This is a genomic window from Qipengyuania citrea, from assembly GCF_009828015.1.
In the GTDB taxonomy this organism is placed as follows: Bacteria; Pseudomonadota; Alphaproteobacteria; order Sphingomonadales; family Sphingomonadaceae; genus Qipengyuania; species Qipengyuania citrea.
The window spans coordinates 174,744-192,189 of the sequence record NZ_WTYG01000001.1 but is presented as its reverse complement, the minus strand read 5'-3'; the positions used below and the strand labels follow the sequence as shown (position 1 = coordinate 192,189).

19 protein-coding genes are annotated in these 17,446 nt (G+C 58.8%); 10 read left to right on the top strand and 9 right to left on the bottom strand.

Going from position 1 to position 17,446, the window contains the following annotated elements:
- Position 1: 1 nt before the first annotated feature.
- Genes GRI55_RS00915 through GRI55_RS00895 form a run of 5 tightly spaced genes read right to left on the bottom strand, consistent with a single transcriptional unit; the run spans position 2 to position 4,186 of the window.
- Positions 2 to 1,024 (bottom strand): copper resistance protein B, encoded by a 1,023-nt coding sequence (locus GRI55_RS00915; RefSeq protein WP_160765897.1) that lies wholly within the window; start codon positions 1,022 to 1,024, stop codon positions 2 to 4.
- On the bottom strand, positions 1,021 to 2,844 hold the full coding sequence (locus GRI55_RS00910) for a copper resistance system multicopper oxidase (RefSeq protein WP_160765896.1): 1,824 nt from the start codon (positions 2,842 to 2,844) through the stop codon (positions 1,021 to 1,023). Before GRI55_RS00910 ends, GRI55_RS00915 begins: the two co-directional genes overlap by 4 nt.
- Positions 2,845 to 2,899: 55 nt before the next feature.
- On the bottom strand, positions 2,900 to 3,460 hold the full coding sequence (locus GRI55_RS00905) for an RNA polymerase sigma factor (RefSeq protein WP_307019695.1): 561 nt from the start codon (positions 3,458 to 3,460) through the stop codon (positions 2,900 to 2,902).
- Between the two features lie 7 nt (positions 3,461 to 3,467).
- Positions 3,468 to 3,908, bottom strand: a complete 441-nt coding sequence (locus tag GRI55_RS00900; RefSeq protein ID WP_160765895.1) for a periplasmic heavy metal sensor — start codon at positions 3,906 to 3,908, stop codon at positions 3,468 to 3,470.
- Positions 3,905 to 4,186, bottom strand: coding sequence for a hypothetical protein (locus GRI55_RS00895; protein ID WP_160765894.1), 282 nt, complete (start codon positions 4,184 to 4,186; stop codon positions 3,905 to 3,907). The genes GRI55_RS00900 and GRI55_RS00895 overlap by 4 nt, the downstream gene beginning before the upstream one ends.
- Before the next feature lie 150 nt (positions 4,187 to 4,336).
- On the opposite strand from GRI55_RS00895, the gene GRI55_RS00890 reads away from it, so the two are divergent.
- The 7 genes from GRI55_RS00890 (at position 4,337) to GRI55_RS00860 (ending at position 10,131) form a co-directional block, all read left to right on the top strand.
- Entirely contained in the window at positions 4,337 to 4,987 is a 651-nt protein-coding gene (locus tag GRI55_RS00890) for a DUF2231 domain-containing protein (protein WP_237452365.1), read from the top strand.
- Positions 4,988 to 5,508: 521 nt separating this feature from the next.
- Positions 5,509 to 5,784: a DUF5676 family membrane protein gene (locus tag GRI55_RS00885; RefSeq protein WP_160765893.1), complete on the top strand. Its 276-nt coding sequence runs from the start codon at positions 5,509 to 5,511 to the stop codon at positions 5,782 to 5,784.
- On the top strand, positions 5,781 to 6,194 hold the full coding sequence (locus GRI55_RS00880) for a potassium channel family protein (RefSeq protein ID WP_160765892.1): 414 nt from the start codon (positions 5,781 to 5,783) through the stop codon (positions 6,192 to 6,194). Before GRI55_RS00885 ends, GRI55_RS00880 begins: the two co-directional genes overlap by 4 nt.
- Positions 6,191 to 6,709, top strand: a complete 519-nt coding sequence (locus GRI55_RS00875; RefSeq protein WP_202392307.1) for a DUF305 domain-containing protein — start codon at positions 6,191 to 6,193, stop codon at positions 6,707 to 6,709. Before GRI55_RS00880 ends, GRI55_RS00875 begins: the two co-directional genes overlap by 4 nt.
- Positions 6,706 to 7,179: a DUF6692 family protein gene (locus tag GRI55_RS00870; protein WP_160765891.1), complete on the top strand. Its 474-nt coding sequence runs from the start codon at positions 6,706 to 6,708 to the stop codon at positions 7,177 to 7,179. The genes GRI55_RS00875 and GRI55_RS00870 overlap by 4 nt, the downstream gene beginning before the upstream one ends.
- A gap of 118 nt (positions 7,180 to 7,297) precedes the next feature.
- Positions 7,298 to 9,682, top strand: a complete 2,385-nt coding sequence (locus tag GRI55_RS00865) for a heavy metal translocating P-type ATPase (protein ID WP_160765890.1) — start codon at positions 7,298 to 7,300, stop codon at positions 9,680 to 9,682.
- Positions 9,682 to 10,131, top strand: a complete 450-nt coding sequence (locus GRI55_RS00860) for a hypothetical protein (RefSeq protein ID WP_006834094.1) — start codon at positions 9,682 to 9,684, stop codon at positions 10,129 to 10,131. Before GRI55_RS00865 ends, GRI55_RS00860 begins: the two co-directional genes overlap by 1 nt.
- A 21-nt stretch (positions 10,132 to 10,152) precedes the next feature.
- Here GRI55_RS00860 and GRI55_RS15120 read toward each other — a convergent pair whose 3' ends face one another.
- Positions 10,153 to 10,374: a GDCCVxC domain-containing (seleno)protein gene (locus GRI55_RS15120; RefSeq protein WP_083800450.1), complete on the bottom strand. Its 222-nt coding sequence runs from the start codon at positions 10,372 to 10,374 to the stop codon at positions 10,153 to 10,155.
- The gene (locus GRI55_RS00855) at positions 10,374 to 10,769 is read right to left on the bottom strand and encodes a hypothetical protein (protein WP_156787454.1); all 396 of its coding nucleotides are present in this window, start codon (positions 10,767 to 10,769) and stop codon (positions 10,374 to 10,376) included. The genes GRI55_RS15120 and GRI55_RS00855 overlap by 1 nt, the downstream gene beginning before the upstream one ends.
- Positions 10,770 to 10,835: 66 nt before the next feature.
- On the opposite strand from GRI55_RS00855, the gene GRI55_RS00850 reads away from it, so the two are divergent.
- Positions 10,836 to 11,240, top strand: coding sequence for a MerR family transcriptional regulator (locus GRI55_RS00850; protein WP_160765889.1), 405 nt, complete (start codon positions 10,836 to 10,838; stop codon positions 11,238 to 11,240).
- Here GRI55_RS00850 and GRI55_RS15215 read toward each other — a convergent pair.
- Together GRI55_RS15215 and GRI55_RS00845 are read right to left on the bottom strand one after the other, a co-directional pair.
- On the bottom strand, positions 11,237 to 11,569 hold the full coding sequence (locus GRI55_RS15215) for a hypothetical protein (RefSeq protein WP_307019691.1): 333 nt from the start codon (positions 11,567 to 11,569) through the stop codon (positions 11,237 to 11,239). The genes GRI55_RS00850 and GRI55_RS15215 overlap by 4 nt on opposite strands.
- Positions 11,570 to 11,575: 6 nt before the next feature.
- On the bottom strand, positions 11,576 to 12,577 hold the full coding sequence (locus tag GRI55_RS00845) for a dihydrolipoyl dehydrogenase family protein (RefSeq protein ID WP_307019689.1): 1,002 nt from the start codon (positions 12,575 to 12,577) through the stop codon (positions 11,576 to 11,578).
- A 211-nt stretch (positions 12,578 to 12,788) separates the two neighbouring features.
- Between GRI55_RS00845 and GRI55_RS00835 the strand changes: the two genes are divergently transcribed.
- On the top strand, positions 12,789 to 16,313 hold the full coding sequence (locus GRI55_RS00835; protein ID WP_160765888.1) for a class I SAM-dependent DNA methyltransferase: 3,525 nt from the start codon (positions 12,789 to 12,791) through the stop codon (positions 16,311 to 16,313).
- Between the two features lie 92 nt (positions 16,314 to 16,405).
- Positions 16,406 to 17,383 (top strand): hypothetical protein, encoded by a 978-nt coding sequence (locus GRI55_RS00830; RefSeq protein WP_160765887.1) that lies wholly within the window; start codon positions 16,406 to 16,408, stop codon positions 17,381 to 17,383.
- Positions 17,384 to 17,446: the final 63 nt, after the last annotated feature.

The following is a 17,446-nucleotide window of genomic DNA, read 5'->3' as shown; positions in this document are numbered from 1 at the left end:
TTTAGAACCAAAACCGCAAACCGATGACGTAGTTTGTTACGCTCGGGTCTTCTCCATTGGCGCGGGCATAATCGGCGCTTTGGCCGACCCGCCATTCTTGCTCGACGCCAATGTATGGCGCAAATTCTCGGGCAAATTCATATCGAAGACGAATTCCAAGCTCAGCCGTATCGAGGCCGAATCCAATCCCAAGCTCGGGTACGTCCTGCGCCGATAAGTTCACTTCCGCGCGCGGCTGCAAGATCAACCGCTGTGTTATTCGCTGGTCCAGTTCGGCTTCGATCCTCGCTGTCAGATCACCCTTGCTGGACAGAAATGCAGCGGCATCGATCTCGAATTGATAAGGGGCGAGACCTTGGATCCCGATGACTGCATAAGTCCGGTCGCGGGGAGCAAAATCCTGCCGCACCCCCGCTTGCAAATCGAAGAAAGGAGCGATGGCGCGGCTATAAAGCGCTTGCACCTCGGCCCCTTCGATTTCTTCACCGAAGCTGCCTTCGCCCTCTGATTTGAACCAAAACTTGTCGATATCCCCGCCGTAATAACCTTGGACGTCCCACAGGTAGCCATCCCCGCCTTCGCGAGCTCGATACTCGACGCGATCGCCCTGAAACCAGAAATAAGTCTGTCCGCCTTGTTCATGGCGAAGTTGAGCGCGACTGGCGCGCATTGCATCTGCACCCCAGATCGCATCGGCAGCGCGCGGCGGGCCTGATCCGGCCGAGGCGGGTGGCGGCGAACTGGGAATGGGCATCGTCATCGTGCCGTGATCCATCTGCGATTGACCGTGCGTGGCAGGTTGATCAGTTGCTTCCCTGACTGAATCATCTGGAGGTGCCACCCGGCCAGTGTCATGCCCCATCGCTGAATGGTCCATTTGGGAATGGTCAGTGTCATCCGGATCGGGCGTTTCTACCTGTGCGGGGGCGGGTGTTGGCTCCGGGTCCGGCATCGTATGGCCGGCATGCTGGGCCATAACGGGCGTCGCGGTACCGATGAGCAGGATTGCAAGCAGGGTTTTCATCCGTGCTCTCCCACGCGCTCTTGCTCCGGCGCATCGCCTTGCGGAGCTACGGTCACGATCTGAAACATGCCGGCGTGCATGTGATAGAGGAGGTGGCAATGAAAAGCCCAGTCACCGCTCTCGTCAGCTGTCAGGTCGAATGAGGCACTACCGCCCGGTTGCACTATAACCGTGTGTTTTTGTGGCTGTCGGTCGGCCGGCGCCCCGTTGACCAATTCGAAGAAGTGGCCGTGGAGATGGATCGGGTGAGCCATCATTGTGTCGTTGACGAGCTTGACCCGCACCCGCTCGTTATAAGCAAAGCGGATCGGGTCTTCGCTAACGGATGAGAACTTCTTGCCGTCAAACGACCACATGAACCGTTCCATGTTGCCGGTCAGGTGGATCTCCATCTGGCGGGAAGGCGTTCGCAAATCGTCATTGGGCTCAAGAGCGACGAGATCGCGATAGGTCAAAACCCGATGTGGAACCTTGTCCAATCCAATGCCTGGATCTCCCGTTCGGTCCACCGGGTTCATGGCGACCATGTCAATTCCAGGCCCGACTTCGACATCCGGCGGCAGCATGGAAGTGTCGCGCATGTTCATGCCTTCCATATTCATCGCTTCCAGCTGTTCAGGCTGCTGCGTGGAACCTGGATTTTGAGGCCCGTGTCCCATCGCTGCATGATCCATTCCGTCCATTTCACCACTTGCGCCGTGATCCATTCCGCTCATGCCCATATCGGCCATGGTGAGAAGCGGCGCATCACGAAGTGCCGGGACCGGCGCGCGCGCACCGGGCCGACTTGCCAAGGTCGCTACCGCCATGCCCGATCGGTCCATAGATTCAGCTACGATCGTCATAGCTTCGCCGGTTGGCTCAACGATAAAATCATAGGTTTCCGCCGTGCCGATTTGGAACTCTTCGACCGGGACCGGGCGCACATTCTGCCCATCTGCTGCTACGATATGGATGCGGGCGCCGGGAATGCGGACGTTAAAAAAGGTCATCGCACTCCCGTTGATTACTCGGATGCGTACCCGTTCTCCGGGATTGAAGAGGAACTCGAGGCCCTCCATCGGACCATGTCCGTTGGCCAGATATGTGTAGGTCGAACCTGTCACATCGAGGATGTCCGTTGGCATCATCCTCATTTCCGCCCACATACGGCGATCTTCGCCGCTCAATGGGTAGTCATCTGTCCAGGTAGTCCGCTGGTAGTTGAAATAGCCCTCGCCTTTCTTCAATTTGTCCATGATCGTGTGCGGATGCATCGGCGTAAATTCGCTGAGCAGCAGGACATAGTCGCGATCGGCCTGCACCGGATCAGGACCGGCCGGTTCAATGACGATTGGTCCATAATGGCCCGCCTGTTCTTGCAAGCCTGAATGGCTGTGCCACCAGTAGGTCCCCGTTTGACGGATGGGCGGAAGGTCATAAGTGAAGGTCTCCCCCGGCCTTATTCCGGGAAAGCTCACGCCTGGAACACCATCGAACTGGAACGGGAGCAAAAGGCCGTGCCAATGGATCGAGCTATCCTCGTCTAGCGTGTTGGTAACGTTGAGGCGTACTGCCTCGCCTTCCTTCAAACGTACGAGCGGACCAGGCACGCTGCCATTGACTGCTATGGCATGGCCGCGTCGCCCTTGCACGACGCGCGGTCCCTCTCCGATGGTGAGGTCGATCGATCCTCCGGAAACTTCATCGAACCCGGCGCGAATGTGCCGGCCATCCAGGCTTGCTCCGCGGGCCCAGGCGGGTGTGATGGCCGCGGCACCCAACAATCCAGCAGCGCCGGCCCCTGCACCCAGAAGACCTCTTCGGTTCATCATCAGCATGTGATTTCCTGCAAATTTCATATGCTGGATGTTACGCGCTCGATCCTCCTTCCCCTCATGCGACATCAAGTTTTTTTCTAAGTGTGTTACGCGCTCGATAGACCAGACCTTCCACGGCCTTCTCGGTAATGCCTAGCAGTACCGCCGCTTCTTTCTGACTGCGGCCGTCTATTGCAACGAGTATGAGCGCTTCGCGCATACGCAGGGGAAGCTTCTGAATTTCGGCATAGGCGGCATGCAAAAATTGCCTGTCCGACGCTTCCACTTCCGGCGAGGGGGTCTCGTCCGCAACGATTTCAAAAGATGACGATTTGCCAAAGCCCAAAAACTGGGCCGCCTTTCTTCGGCGCAATTTGTCACGGCATTTGTTCAGCGTGATCGTGGTGAGAATTGGAAGCACGGGTCGTCTCGGGTCAAGACGCGCACGCGCGATCCAAGCCGATGCCAGCGCATTTTGAACGGCATCCTCAGCCTCTTCACGGATGCCCACCATCCGGAGGGATGTTGCCAGTAATCGAGGCAGATGTGGCTCCACAAGATTGGTAAATGCGCGGCGATCGCCTGCGATGACCATGGCGACCAGTTCAGATTCCTGGGCGTGGGGAATTCGGGACACCCCGCCGTCATTCCGGCGGTGAATCGGTCAACGACCGGGAAACCTGCTGATCGAATTCGCGCTGCTGTTGCGGATCGAGAATGGAGCGCATTGCGAACACATGGCGGATGGTCGCTTTCTGTAATTCACCCATGCTGGCGTGGACCTGGTCGATAGCGGCACTGACTTCAGGTCCGTATTCATGTTCCTTGTCCATCGCTGCAGCCAGCTCCGCGTTCGCGCGTCGCACTTCCAGTTCGAGCTGCGCGTTTTCTAGGGCATGACGCTTTTCAAGCTCGTCCAGCAAGGATTCCTGCTCTGGATTAAGTTCGAGCTGTTCGTGTACGAATTCGTGAAGGCCGCCGGTTTGTTCTGGAGCAAACCATCTTTCGGCTGCTGTCGCGCCCAGAAAGCCTGCCAAGGCGGCGAACAAGATGGCCAGCGCGATCTGCAGTTTCAAATGCTTCATGAATCGACATGCAGCAATGCTGCGGGCGAAAGTCGTGCGTCGTTGAAAACCAGGTACGAGGCGTCCTTCGCGTAAACCGACGGCTGTACGGTCAGTGTCCCGACGCCCAGCCCAATTACGAACAGGCCCACGAAAAGTGCGCTTCGCATCGTGCGTTCCCGCCGCGCTGTCGCAGCGCCCACGCGTTCCCACACGCCTTCCATAAGTCCGCTGCTCGACACATCCAATGAAGTGTCGTTCGCAAGAGCATGCAGAACAGGTTCCAGTTTTTGTGTCACGTGCGGTGGCCGACCCTTCGCTTGATAATCGTTTCCATTACGTCCCGTCAGCCAGCTTCCCTCAAAAATTTTTGGTGAGGGAAGGCCGCACGGGCTGCGTAACAGCAAGCATAAGGCCCGTTAACCCGCCGTGAAAGACCAACAGTCAAAATGAAATTAGCTCATATCTTCATGCTCATTTGCGCAGCGTTCCTTTCGGCTAGCCCGGCTCTTGCGCACGGCGACGAAGTTCACGGTGAAACGCCAAGCGCGCAGGTGCCCGCGCAACCGGACAAGATGGCAGGCATGGAGGGCATGCACAGTTCGCAGATTGCACCAGGCGAACCCGTCCCGGGCGAAGGAAACGCTGGCAGTAAGTCAGGTGAACACGAAAGCGACAACGCAGGCTTCTTCGCATTTTTGACCAAATTGCATCCAGCCACTGTGCATTTCCCGGTGGCCCTGTTCCTGATGGCGGCGCTGGCTGAGCTGTTTGTGCTTCGTGGCAAGGACACTGTGGAGCCTGCCGTTAGTGTTCTGATCTATGGCGGCGCCGCTGGCGGGATACTCGCGGCAACCTTCGGATGGATACACACCGGCTTATGGTTTGGCGGCGACACGGTGATGCAAATTCACCGATGGAACGGAATGCTAATCGCTATCCTTGGCCTGGCGCTTGTTCTGATTGTGAGGCGAACAAGTGCCACGAGGACTTCGCTGCGGGCAGGCCTGCTTCTCATGACCCTCCTTATCCTCGTCCAAGGGTTTCTTGGCGGTGAGCTCGCGCAGGGACAAAACCACCTTGGCCTCTCTTGGCTCTGAAGGAAATTCCATGACATCTGGCCCATTCTCTAAGACCCCCGCGGCTTTACTACTCGGCGCTGCACTGTTCGGACTCGCTGCCTGCGACCAGCAATCTGCGCCGCTGGCAGAGAGCGACGGTGCTGTCGCACCTGACGGTGACGTGCTTTCAGAAGTTGTACCTGAGTCTGGCGAGAATGGCTCTATCCCGGGAAGCGCAAGCAGACCGGCGACAGTCACGTCCGAGCCGTCGAGCAGCCCCGCGACCGCAGCCAATCCTCGGCCATTGCCTGCATCTTCCGGAAGCCCGGCAATTCCACCGCTTACCCCAGTAGAACCAGAGGTCACCGGACCGCCCGATCCCCATGCGGGTCACGATATGGGATCAATGTCCGAACGCGACATGGACAATATGCAAGAGGGGCGCGAATGAATTTCAGTTTTCCAGACGAGCCAATGCGCAGGATGCGCCGAGCTGCAGCAACGCTAGGGTTGGTTGCACTGTCCGCCTGCACCAGTGCGCTTAAGGAGGGAGATAAGCCGTGATTGCTGGATCGAAGCGAAAAACAATCGTCAGGTGGGGGTGGACACTCGGCACCTTCCTGCTGCTGAGTTATCTGATCTGCGTGGGCTTTGGCCTGCTTTCTCCCGACCGTTTCCACATGCATGAAGCCTGGGCTCCACTCCTGCCCGGCTTTGAGTGGATAACCTGGCAAGGCTTTATCGCAGGAGCTATCGGCAGCTTCCTTTATGGCTGGTACATCGCCATCCTGATCGTGCCGCTCTACGCGTTTTCCGGACGGGAGAAGAGCGCTTGATCACGGCCCTCCTTCTTTCGACAGCACTGTTCCTGGGTGCGATACTCTCGCACCTGTCAATCTTGCAGCGAGGCCATGATTGGCTCGGCAAGAGCGACAGCGTTGCGACCAAAGCCGCTGTCTCCTTGCTGGTATTATTTTCTCACCTGATCGTCGCTGCTTGGTTTGGTGGCGGTTTCTGGTTCGGCAATGAATTGGGACTTGGCAGCTTCGACAAGGTCTCCGCGATGGGCTGGATGGATTACTTCTATTTCTCGCTGATCAATATCACCACGCTTGGTCTTGGGGACATCTACCCGACCCAACACCTGCGGGTCATAGCAGGTGTTGAAGCACTCACCGGCTTCGCGCTTATCAGCTGCTCGGCGCAGCTTTTCTGGTCCATGACAAAGAAAGGGGACAAACAATGAATCAATCGAAAACCCATTCTGGCGGTGGAGGGAATTATGTTCGCTTCATGCTGATGATCGCGACCTCGACCGTCGTCATGTACGGCCTGATGTATTTGAACACCTATTCCATCGATCACGTCTTCTTCAGCGAGACACGCTTCTGGATGGCATTTGTCATGGGCGCTGTCATGGCTGTCATCATGCTCGCATTCATGTGGTCAATGTATGGCAACATCAGCAAGAACTTGATCATCCTCGGGGTTGCCGCAGTCGTATTTTCGCTCGCCCTGTGGCTGGTTCGTTCGCAGACGACAGTTGCAGATATCAATTATATGAAGGGGATGATCCCGCATCATTCCATCGCCGTTATGACCAGCGAACGCTCCAATTTACGAGATCCACGTGTCAGAAAGCTGGCACAGGACATTATTGTCGCCCAGCGTCGCGAAATTGCTGAGATGCGCTACCTGATCGAGGATATTTCCGAGAACGGCCCACGACCAACCGAAAAAGTACAGGAGCAAGCACAATGACAAAAACAATTACGATTGGCCTGCTCGCTCTGGGACTGGCAGCTTGTAACTCGAATTCCGCGCCGGGCAATGATCGCCGCGCAGATTTGGAATCTCCACCGGAAGCCGCACCGCAGGAGAATGCGGCGTCTGCGCTCGCCAATGCCGCTCCCGGGTCGCTTTACCCCGGCATTTTGACCGAAGCGGATGTGGCCAGCATCGGTGGTACGGGCGGGCGGTGCGTATTTCGCATGGACCGCGTGGGCTACCCGACCTTCGTCTATGGCGGCACCAAACGGGAGGGCACCCTCAAGCTGAATGGGAAGCTAGTGATGATTCCCGCGACCGAGGACCAATCTTTCACCGGCGAGGGCCTGACAGTCGAGATGCGTGAAGGCGAAGGAACTGATGACGAAGCTACGATGGTTGTCCGGATATCTGGAGCTTCAAACGAACTCGGGTTCCGTGGATTTTCGAACTGCGCCAGTTAAGCTGCAAGCGGTCGTTCCTTCGGATCCGTCGAATTGCAGGGTTACATAGGAAGATGGGGGTCTCGCGCCCGATCTAATTGGCGCGAGACCTCCGGCGAAATTCAAGAAGGAGGCGTCCATGAGCGAAGACAGGTCACACGCAAACGATAGGGGCGGCGAGCCGGTCCTTGAGGGTATCGCGGTCGACCCAGTTTGCGGCATGGATGTTAAGATCGACGGTGCGAAACACGTCACTGAGCACGACAATGTCCAGCATTATTTCTGCTCATCGCGCTGCCATGATAAGTTTCGTGCAGATCCCGAACTGTACTTGTCGGGCGAGCACCTGAACGCCGTCGAGGATATGCCCGAGGGCACGATCTACACCTGTCCGATGCATCCCGAGATCCGCCAAACTGGCCCGGGCTCCTGCCCGATCTGTGGCATGGCTTTGGAACCGGAAACGGTGTCATTGGATGACGGGCCCGATCCCGAGCTTGTCGATATGCGCCGCCGCTTCTGGTGGAGCGCGCTGCTTACGCTGCCGCTCTTTGTCTATGCGATGAGCGACATGATCCCATGGCTCAGTTTCGATCAGTTGATCGAACCTGCCCGGGCGCAATGGGCGCAGTTCGTGCTCGCCACTCCGGTGGTGTTGTGGGGCGGCTGGCCATTCTTTGTCCGCGCGTGGGAGTCGCTGAAAACACGCAACCTCAACATGTTCACACTGATCGGTATCGGCGTCGGGATCGCTTATCTGTTCAGCCTGGTGGCGACCGCGATGCCCGAGCTCTTTCCGCCGGCCTTCCGTGATCATTCCGGACGGGTGGGTGTTTATTACGAAGCGGCAGCGGTCATCACCGCGCTGGTCTTGCTGGGCCAGGTATTGGAACTGAAAGCTCGCGGTTCGACGTCGAGCGCATTGCGAGCTCTGCTCGAGTTGGCACCGCCGTCAGCCGTGAAAATCTTCGGGAGCGGTGACGAGCGGGAGGTGCCGCTCGACGAGCTAGAGTCCGGCGACCGACTGCGTGTTCGCCCCGGAGATAAGGTTCCCGTGGATGGAGAGATCGAGGAAGGGTCGAGCGCGATCGACGAATCAATGGTCAGCGGGGAACCGCTTCCGGTGAAGAAGGGCGCTGGCGACACGGTGATCGGCGGGACGGTCAACCAGACCGGCGGGTTCATCATGCGGGCGACCAACGTGGGCAAGGACACCATGCTGTCCAAAATCGTCCAGATGGTGGCCGAGGCGCAGCGTAGCCGCGCACCGATACAGCGTTTGGCCGATCAAGTCGCAGGCTGGTTCGTGCCCGCCGTGGTGATGGTCGCCGTCGTCACATTTGCCGTCTGGGCGATATGGGGTCCCGCTCCCGCACTAACCTATGCACTGGTCAACGCGATCGCGGTCCTGATTATCGCGTGTCCGTGCGCATTGGGTCTTGCGACGCCGATGTCGGTGATGACCGGGACGGGTAAGGGCGCGCAGCACGGGATCCTGATCCGCAATGCCGAAGCACTGGAGACGCTGGAGAAGATTGATACGCTGGTAGTCGACAAGACCGGCACCTTGACGATGGGCAAGCCCGATCTGGTGGCGGTGAATCCTGTCGAGGGCATCGACGAAGCCGAGTTTCTTGCCGCGGTCGCCGGGGTCGAGATGGGTAGCGAGCATCCTTTGGCTCATGCGATAGTCGAGGGCGCGCGGTCACGAGGGGTGTCGCCAGCAGACGCGACCGATCTTGCCTCGACCACGGGCGAGGGTGTCGAAGCGGACGTGAACGGTCGCCGGGTCGCGATCGGGAACGAAAAGATGATGCGCCGGGTCGGGATCAGCGACGAAAGCTGGCTGGGTACGGCCGAAGCCGGACGGACGAAGGGGCAGACGGTAATGTTCGTCGCTTTTGCCGGGAAGCCCGCTGGTCTGATTGCCGTGGCGGACCCGATCAAACCCACCAGCGCAAACGCCATCGCGGCATTGCACGCGCGCGACATTCGCGTGGTCATGCTGACCGGTGACAGCCGCGGAACTGCCGAAGCGGTCGCGCAGGAAATGGGCATCGACGAGGTTCACGCCAACGTCTCGCCCGAAGACAAGCACCGCGAGGTCGAGAGGCTGAAATCCGAAGGACGCCGGGTCGCCATGGCAGGCGACGGTATCAACGATGCCCCAGCGCTCGCAGCGGCCGATGTCGGTATTGCCATGGGAACCGGCACCGATGTCGCGATCGAAAGTGCCGGCGTAACGCTGGTGCGCGGCGATCTGACCGGCGTGGTGCAAGCTATCGTCCTGTCAAGGGCGACGATGCGCAACATTCGGCAAAACCTGTTTTTCGCCTTTGCCTACAACACGCTTGGCATCCCGGTCGCCGCAGGGGTGCTGTTCCCGGCTTTCGGGCTATTGCTGAACCCGATGATCGCGGCAGCAGCGATGAGCCTGTCGTCAGTCTCGGTGATTGCCAATGCGCTGCGACTGCGCGGTCTGCGATTGTCGACCAGCGACGGCGTCGCAGAACAGCCCGCCTGATGAAAGCGGTGAAGAAACTCGATAGACCCGAAACCTGGCTGGCGATTCACGGCTACCTGATCGCGTTCCTCTGGGAAATGCTGCAGATGCCGTTCTATGCGATGGGCCGTCTCTCAGCATGGGAAACAACCATCAATTGCAGCCTCGCTTCACTCGGTGACGCGGGCATTATGGTATTTGCCTATTTCGTTGCATCATGGACCGTGAACGATCGCCATTGGCTAAGTAGCCGTAACCGAAAGCCGGTCATCGCCTTCCTTGTGACAGGATTGGTCATCACGCTGGTGGTGGAGCACTTCGCAACGGGCGCAGCTTGGGGGTGGAGATATTCTGCGAGAATGCCCACCCTTCTCGGTATCGGCATAGTGCCGATCGTAATGTGGATCGTTGTCCCTCTCATCGCGCTTGGTCTGGCATCGCGCTCCGTAGCCCACCGAATTGAACGGTAACGGTACACAATATCGGCTTTGCTATCCGCAACAGGAAGATTCGCGCCCCTCTTCTCGGGCCTCTTGGATCGGCGGGCATGGTACATCACCAAACGAGCAGAACACGCAACAATCGCCCTCAAGCGGTTTCAAGCGTACTTGGCAGTGCGGACAGGTGTAGAAAAACCAGCACGCATTTGTCGGCATGCTCTCTGTCGTGGACCGACCGCACTCGGGACAGGTAATGGTCGAACAGATCTGCATCAGGTGCCTCCTATCCACCGCATCAGCGGTTGTTCGAACAATTCCCATGAGGCCGAAATCAAGATAACAACCGTCGCAGCAATCAGGACGATCCTAGTCGTTTTGATCCGCGATGAGGCTTCGCAATTATCCATCGCGCAGCTGCGCGATATTCGTAAGTGAAACACCCAGGCGAGCGTGAGGATGATAAGGGCGGCGATGGTCAGCGGCCAATGGTAGGGGACGAGAAAGCCTAAAGCCCCCGACCCGATTCCGAAGGCTGCCAGTGCCAAAGGCAAAACGCAGCAGGCCGCGCCCGAAATCAATGCGGCCAGACCGGTGAAGGCACTGCTCACAGCGAGAACGCGCTCGCCCGGTTGCGCCGCTTCAATTTCATCAAAAACTCGGTCGGTCACGTTTGAACTCCGTTGATCCGTGGCCTATTGCCACCTGTAGCTACTACAGGATCAAGGAAATTCGACATGGCAAATTGGTCGATCGGCGAACTCGCTCGAAAAACCGGGGTGCATATCGAAACCATCCGCTACTTCGAGAAGGTCGGCTTGCTTGAAACATCTGGGCGGACCGAAGGCGGACACAGGGTGTTCGGCGACAGGCATCTGCGATCGCTCAAGTTCATCAAGCGAGCACGAGAATTGGGATTCTCACCCCAAGAAGTTCGCGCGCTGCTCGATATGGGCGGCCCGGAAGACGCTTGTTGTGACGAAGTGCGCGATATCGCGGTGCACCACCTCGAAGACGTGCGCCGGAAGATAAAAGACCTCAAGCGGCTCGAGGAGCTGCTGGCCTCCACCGTCGACCGATGTTCCGGTTCGCATGTGAGCGACTGTGCAGTGATCGATATGCTGGAGGAGCCGGTCGGCTAGAGCATATAGCCTATATCCGAAGCGCCCGTCGGATATGCGAACATGGTAGTCTTTAGATCCTCCACCGTCAGCCCGTGCCGAATCGCGAGGCCGAAAATGTTGATCACCTCGTCCGCATGCGGCCCGACGAGATGGGCGCCGAGGATTTTACCCGAACCGTCTTCGACCAATGTCTTGTAGGCATAAACGGGTTCGTCGACCCGTCTTGCGGTAAACCAATCCGAGGCGCGACCGCACTTAACCTCAAAGCTTCGGCCTTCCTCGTTCGCCTCCTCTTCGCTCAACCCTACGCGAGCGAGGGGAGGAAGCGTGAAAGCGACACTTGGCACCCCGGTCTAGTCGGGCTTCTTGTGATTGCCCTCGATAAGGTTGGCCGCAACCACCTTCGCATCGTGGCTCGATACCGGAGTAAGCATGGGTCCGTTCGAAGCAGCATCGCCCGCTGCATAGACTGCCGAATTGCTTTCGCTTTGCAGGAAGTCGTTCAGGCTAAGCCTGCCATTCTCGGTAGCTATGCCCGCCGCATCGAGATCGAGTCGATCGAGGGCAGGAACCCGCCCTGCAGCGTGAACCACGAGATCGGCATCGAATTGCATTGCCCTGCCGTCACCTTCGGCGTGAACGACATAGTCGTCACCTCGCTGTTCGATCGCAGCGACGTTCAAGCCAGTCTCCACATAAACTCCGATCCGATCAAAGGCATCCATCAGCCATTCCACCAGTTCCGGCTCGAAGCCAGTCAACATTCGGGGTCCACGCTGCACCACGGTAACCTTTGCCCCCGCGCGCGCAGCGATATGTGCAAACTCGGCAGCGATGTAGCCGCCGCCGACAAGGACAATTCGCTTTGGTAAGACCGCCAGCGAGAGGAAGTCCTCGTTATCGACGAGGTGTTCTTCGCCCGGAATGTCGAGACGCCTTGGCTTGGCCCCCGTGGCGATGAGAAAATTGCTGGCGGTCAATTCTCGCTCCCCTACGCGCAGCCGATTGGGGCCGGAAAAACTTGCGGTGCCATGCAACGTGGCGATGCCACCCTCTTTGTATCGCTGCTCATGCTTTTCTGGCACCGGATCAGTGAAACTGCGCTTGAAATCGATAAGTTCGGGCCAGTCGATCCGGACGTCCCCTACAACTCCGTGGGGAGCCATGCGTCGCTTCGCATCGATCACTTCGACGCCGGCCACCAACATTTTTTTGGGGTCGCAGCCCCTAAGTGCGCAAGTCCCGCCAAAGGGTTTCTCATCGATAACCGCAACGCTTTTACCGGCTTTCGCTACACGCATCGCGCATACCATCGCCGCTGTTCCTGTCCCGATTACTGCCAGATCATAGTCCATATTAAATCTCCTGACCGACCAATGAATCTGGAGTGGCTACGGGTTTCAGAATTAATTGATTTCGAGAGATTGGGGCCACTGCTCCGCATGGCTGTCGTGTAACGACGTGTCTGCAAGGGGACCAATCGACAGCAGTGGAAATCCAACGCATCAACCAACGTCGCAAGCATGAATCGTTGCGTTACGACTAATCCATCGGCAGGTAGAAGCGATGGGGCAAGCCACCGACAAAATTGAAGAATTCATTGCGGCCTGGCGTGAAACCGGTGGGTCGGAGCTGGCGAATACGCAGAGCTTCATCAACGGTCTTTGCGACCTTATAGGCGTCCCAGCGCCTGACGGGAGCAAGCCTCAAGACTCCGAGAACGATTATGTATTCGAGCGTCGCGTATTCGCTGATAATGGCGATGGCACCACGAACTTTGGTCGGATCGACTGCTATCGTCGGGGAGCGTTTATCCTCGAAGCGAAGCAAGGTTCGGATGCTGACCGTAGATCGGCCGAAGCGGGCGATGAAGACCTCGATCTGTTCGGCCAGTCCGCCGCTCGGCGGATGAAACGCGGCACGGCGCGGCGGGGCACGGGTGGATGGACCGCCGCGATGATCGCGGCAAAAGGACAGGCAGAGCGCTATGCGCGCTCGCTGCCAGTTGACCACGATTGGCCACCGTTCCTGATCGTTACTGATGTAGGCTATTGTCTCGATATATGGGCGGACTTTTCCGGCACGGGCAGGGCTTACACGCAGTTTCCCGATCGCGCCCGATATCGCATCATGCTGGAGGACCTGCGCGATCCGGAAGTGCGTGAGCGATTGCGCTGCATTTGGATTGATCCGCTCAGCCTTGATCCTGCAGCGAAAGCGGCGCGCGTCACCCGCCAAATTGCGGATCTATTGGCCAAGGTGGCGAAGCGGCTCGAAGCCCGTGATCACAATCCTGAGCATGTCAGCGGCTTCCTCATGCGGCTGCTGTTCACCATGTTCGCCGAAGACAGCAAGCTGATCCCCGAAGAGAGTTTTACCGGCCTGCTTAAGGCGCAGCGACAGCATCCCGAACACCTCGCGCCGCAATTGTCTGCCCTTTGGCAGGCGATGGACAAGGGTGAGTTCGCGCCCGCGCTCGGCGTGCCGGTCAAGCGTTTTAACGGCTATTTGTTTAAGGATCGCACCGCGCTCGACCTCGAAGCGGACGAGCTGGAAGTGCTGATACAGGCGGCGGAACATAAGTGGACGGAGGTCGAACCTGCGATCTTCGGCACACTGCTGGAACGCGCATTGAACCCAAAGGAACGGGCCAAGCTCGGCGCGCATTACACGCCGCGCGCCTATGTCGAGCGGTTGATCGCCCCAACAATCATGGAGCCGCTGCGTGCCGACTGGGATGGTGTTCGCACGGCGGCGGCCAGTTTGATCGATGATGGCAAAACCGATTCCGCGCGCCTACTGGTGGAACAGTTCCACACGCGCCTAGCGGGCACAAAGGTGCTTGATCCGGCCTGCGGCACGGGCAACTTCCTCTATGTCGCTATGGCGCGGATGAAAGAGCTGGAAGGCGAGGTTCTGGACCTGCTGGAGGAGCTGTCGTCCAGCGATACCGAGAAGCAGTATGTGGCCGACCTCACCGGTCACACCATCACCCCGGACAACTTTCTTGGGCTAGAAATCAACCCGCGCGCGGTCGAAATCGCACAGCTCGTTCTGTGGATCGGTTACCTGCAGTGGCACTTCCGCGTAAACGGGCAGGAGCGGGTGCCGAACGAGCCGATCCTCACCAGTCTGCGCACCATCGAACACCGTGATGCGCTGATCGACTATGACAAGAAAGTGCTGGAGCGCGACGAAGACAACCTGCCGATTTCTCGTTGGGATGGCGAAACGATGAAGCCGCATCCGGTGACAGGCAAGCCGGTGCCGGATGACACCGCGCGCGTCGAAAGCTGGCTCTATCCGAACCCCAGAGCGGCCAAATGGCCCACGGCGGACTTCATCGTCGGCAACCCGCCTTTCATCGGCGGCAAGGACGTGCGCGAAAGACTTGGCGATGGTTACTTCGATGCGCTGTTCAAGGTGTCCGACGTTCCCGAAAGCGCGGATTTCGTAATGCATTGGTGGGACCGCGCGGCCAGCGCAGTTCGGGCTGGTAAGGCCCAGCGTTTCGGCTTCGTCACCACCAATTCGATCACGCAGATTTTCAGTCGCAGGGTCACGGCCAAGCATCTCGATGCGAAGAAGGGCATCGCCATCGCCTATGCCATTCCCAACCATCCATGGGTGGACGAGAAGGATGGCGCAGCCGTGCGGATCGCCATGACGGTAGGCGTTCCAGCGACCGCGCAAATCGGAGGTTTGCTGCGCAAGGTGAGCGATGAGAGGAGCGCGCCCGACACTATCCTGTTCGCCGAAGAACCGGGCCGCATAGGACCGGATTTGCGGGTCGGAGCGGATGTAACCAAGGCGGTTGCGCTGAGAGCGAATGATGATCTTTGCTCGCCCGGCGTAAAGCTGCATGGCTCCGGCTTCATCGTCACCCCGGAGCAGGCGGAACGGCTCGATCCGCAATCGCTGGCCATTGCTCGCGCAGAGACTGACGTCGATCCGCGCATCCGATCCGGTCAAGGCAACGAACCGCAGGTCATCTTCGATTACCGCAACGGCAAGGACCTGATGGCCCGCCCGCGCGGGGTAATGGTCATCGATACCTACGGCCTCAGCGAAGCCGAGCTGCGTGAGCGGCATCCTGCTGTCTGGCAGCACATTCATGACGAGGTGAAGCCGCACCGCGATACCAACAACCGCGCATCCTATCGCGATAATTGGTGGCTGTTCGGCGAGCAGCGCAGCGAAATTCGCAAAGCTCTGCGCGGGTGCGAACGCTACATCGCCACTGTGGAGACGGCCAAGCACCGTGTGTTCCAGTTTCTTCACAATGGGACTGTCCCAGATAACAAGCTTATCGCCATAGCGTCGGCCGATGCGTTCGATCTTGGTGTGCTGTCCAGCCGCTTTCACCTGCCATGGGCGCTCGCCAGCGGGGGATGGCTGGGCATGGGAAACGACCCAGTATATGTGAAATCGCGCTGCTTCGATCCATTCCCGTTCCCGACCGACGTGCCCGAAGCGCTTGCCATGACGATCCGAACCGAGGCGGAAGCGCTAGATGCGCTGCGGAAGCGCGTGCTGGCCGACCATGACGACCTGACCCTTACCAAGCTGTATAACGTGCTCGAGGCGATGCGATCCGACCGCCCGCTGACCGACACCGAGCGGGACATCCACGACCGCGGCCTCGTCACCCTGATCCGTTACCATCACGACGCTATCGATGCCGCCGTGGCCGCAGCTTATGGCTGGCCGGCGGACCTGAAGGAGGAGGAAATTCTCACTCGCCTCGTCGCGCTTAACCGCGAACGTGCCGCCGAGGAAACGCGCGGCCTGATCCGCTATCTCCGCCCCGAATTCCAGGATCCGGGCTATCAGGCCCCCATCAACGAAACGCTGGATCTGGGCGAGACAGTGGCCCCACTACCCGACAATATCATTGCCTGGCCCAAGGACCTGCCAGCACAGATCGGCGCGGTTCAGTCCATCCTGTCCAGTTCGCCCGAACCCCTCGCAGCACACGACATCGCGCGCGCCTTCAAGGGCAAGCGTGCGGCCACTGTACGCCCGGTCCTCGATGCGCTAACAGGGGTCGGTCTGGCGCGCCGCACTGTCGAGGGCAAGTACGCGGCGTAAGCCCGCCTCGCGATTTTCTCAGCGACCGGTTTGGGGTGACCTGCACCCTCATCCTAAAAGGCACTTCGTATCATCCCACGGAGTGTCAGTGCGTGTATCCGAACAACGAAACAGGCCGAAAGGCCTACGATCGCCACCAGATGAGCAGCCTACCAACGCTGCTGCCGGGACTGGATCCGGACCCTCCCGTGCTGCTCTGTGCGCGGACAAGCCTCTACGATGCGACGATCCTCGCGCAACTGCGCCAGCATGGGTGGCCGGGGACCGGACAGAATAACAAAGGCGCTGGAGCGAAGAGTCCCAAGGCAATCAAGGCCATCACGCTTGCTCGAAAAATTGCGAAAAGTTCCGATCTTTCCGATGTAGCAACCAGGCTTCTGGCCGAGCGTATTGCCTGGCTGATGCGCAATCACTTCCGCTGGAGAGCACGCGATGGGTACGCTGCTCTGGCAGCCGCCAAAGCATCGCAAGCCGCCGAAAACATGCCCACCAAAAGCAGTCCATCGGCTCCGCAGCAGACGGCTGCGCGGATAGATCCCAAACCCCAGAAAGTGTTCGATTCCAGTCCTGGAGATGTAAGCTCCTTGGACGTGGAGCCGGCTTCTTCCAAGCGTGTACAGGGCTCCCAATCGACCCCGGTGAGGACCGACCGGCCCAATCTGCGGGTCGATAAATCGGATGGCTCCGCCGGTGTAGACGACCTTTTCGATCAGTCCCCTGCGTTGGACCGATGCGAAGGTCTCCTCGCCGAATTGGGGGGCGGCGGTGAAGCCGCCTGCGATTACCATGCGAACGATGTAGGCGAAGCTGAGGGCGGGGACGACGACCGTAGCTCGACCGCCAAACTCTTCGATATCCGGACCCCCTACATCGAGCATTTGCCTCAGGCAAAGGCGAGGGCCCTCTTGCTCGCTATCGATCACAAGGAAGCAGAGGAATCCTTGCGTCGTAAGGCCCATACCTTGTTGGCGGACAAGGATGAGCTTTCGGCGGCTCTCTCTGCGAGCGATTCGCTTGCTCAGGACATCAGCGATGCCTGCGCCGCATTGGGGATCGATCTGCCATGCTGATCCAATCCGATCCCATCACCCATTCTCTGTGTCTTGAAATTACAGGATGGGAACACTCCGTGC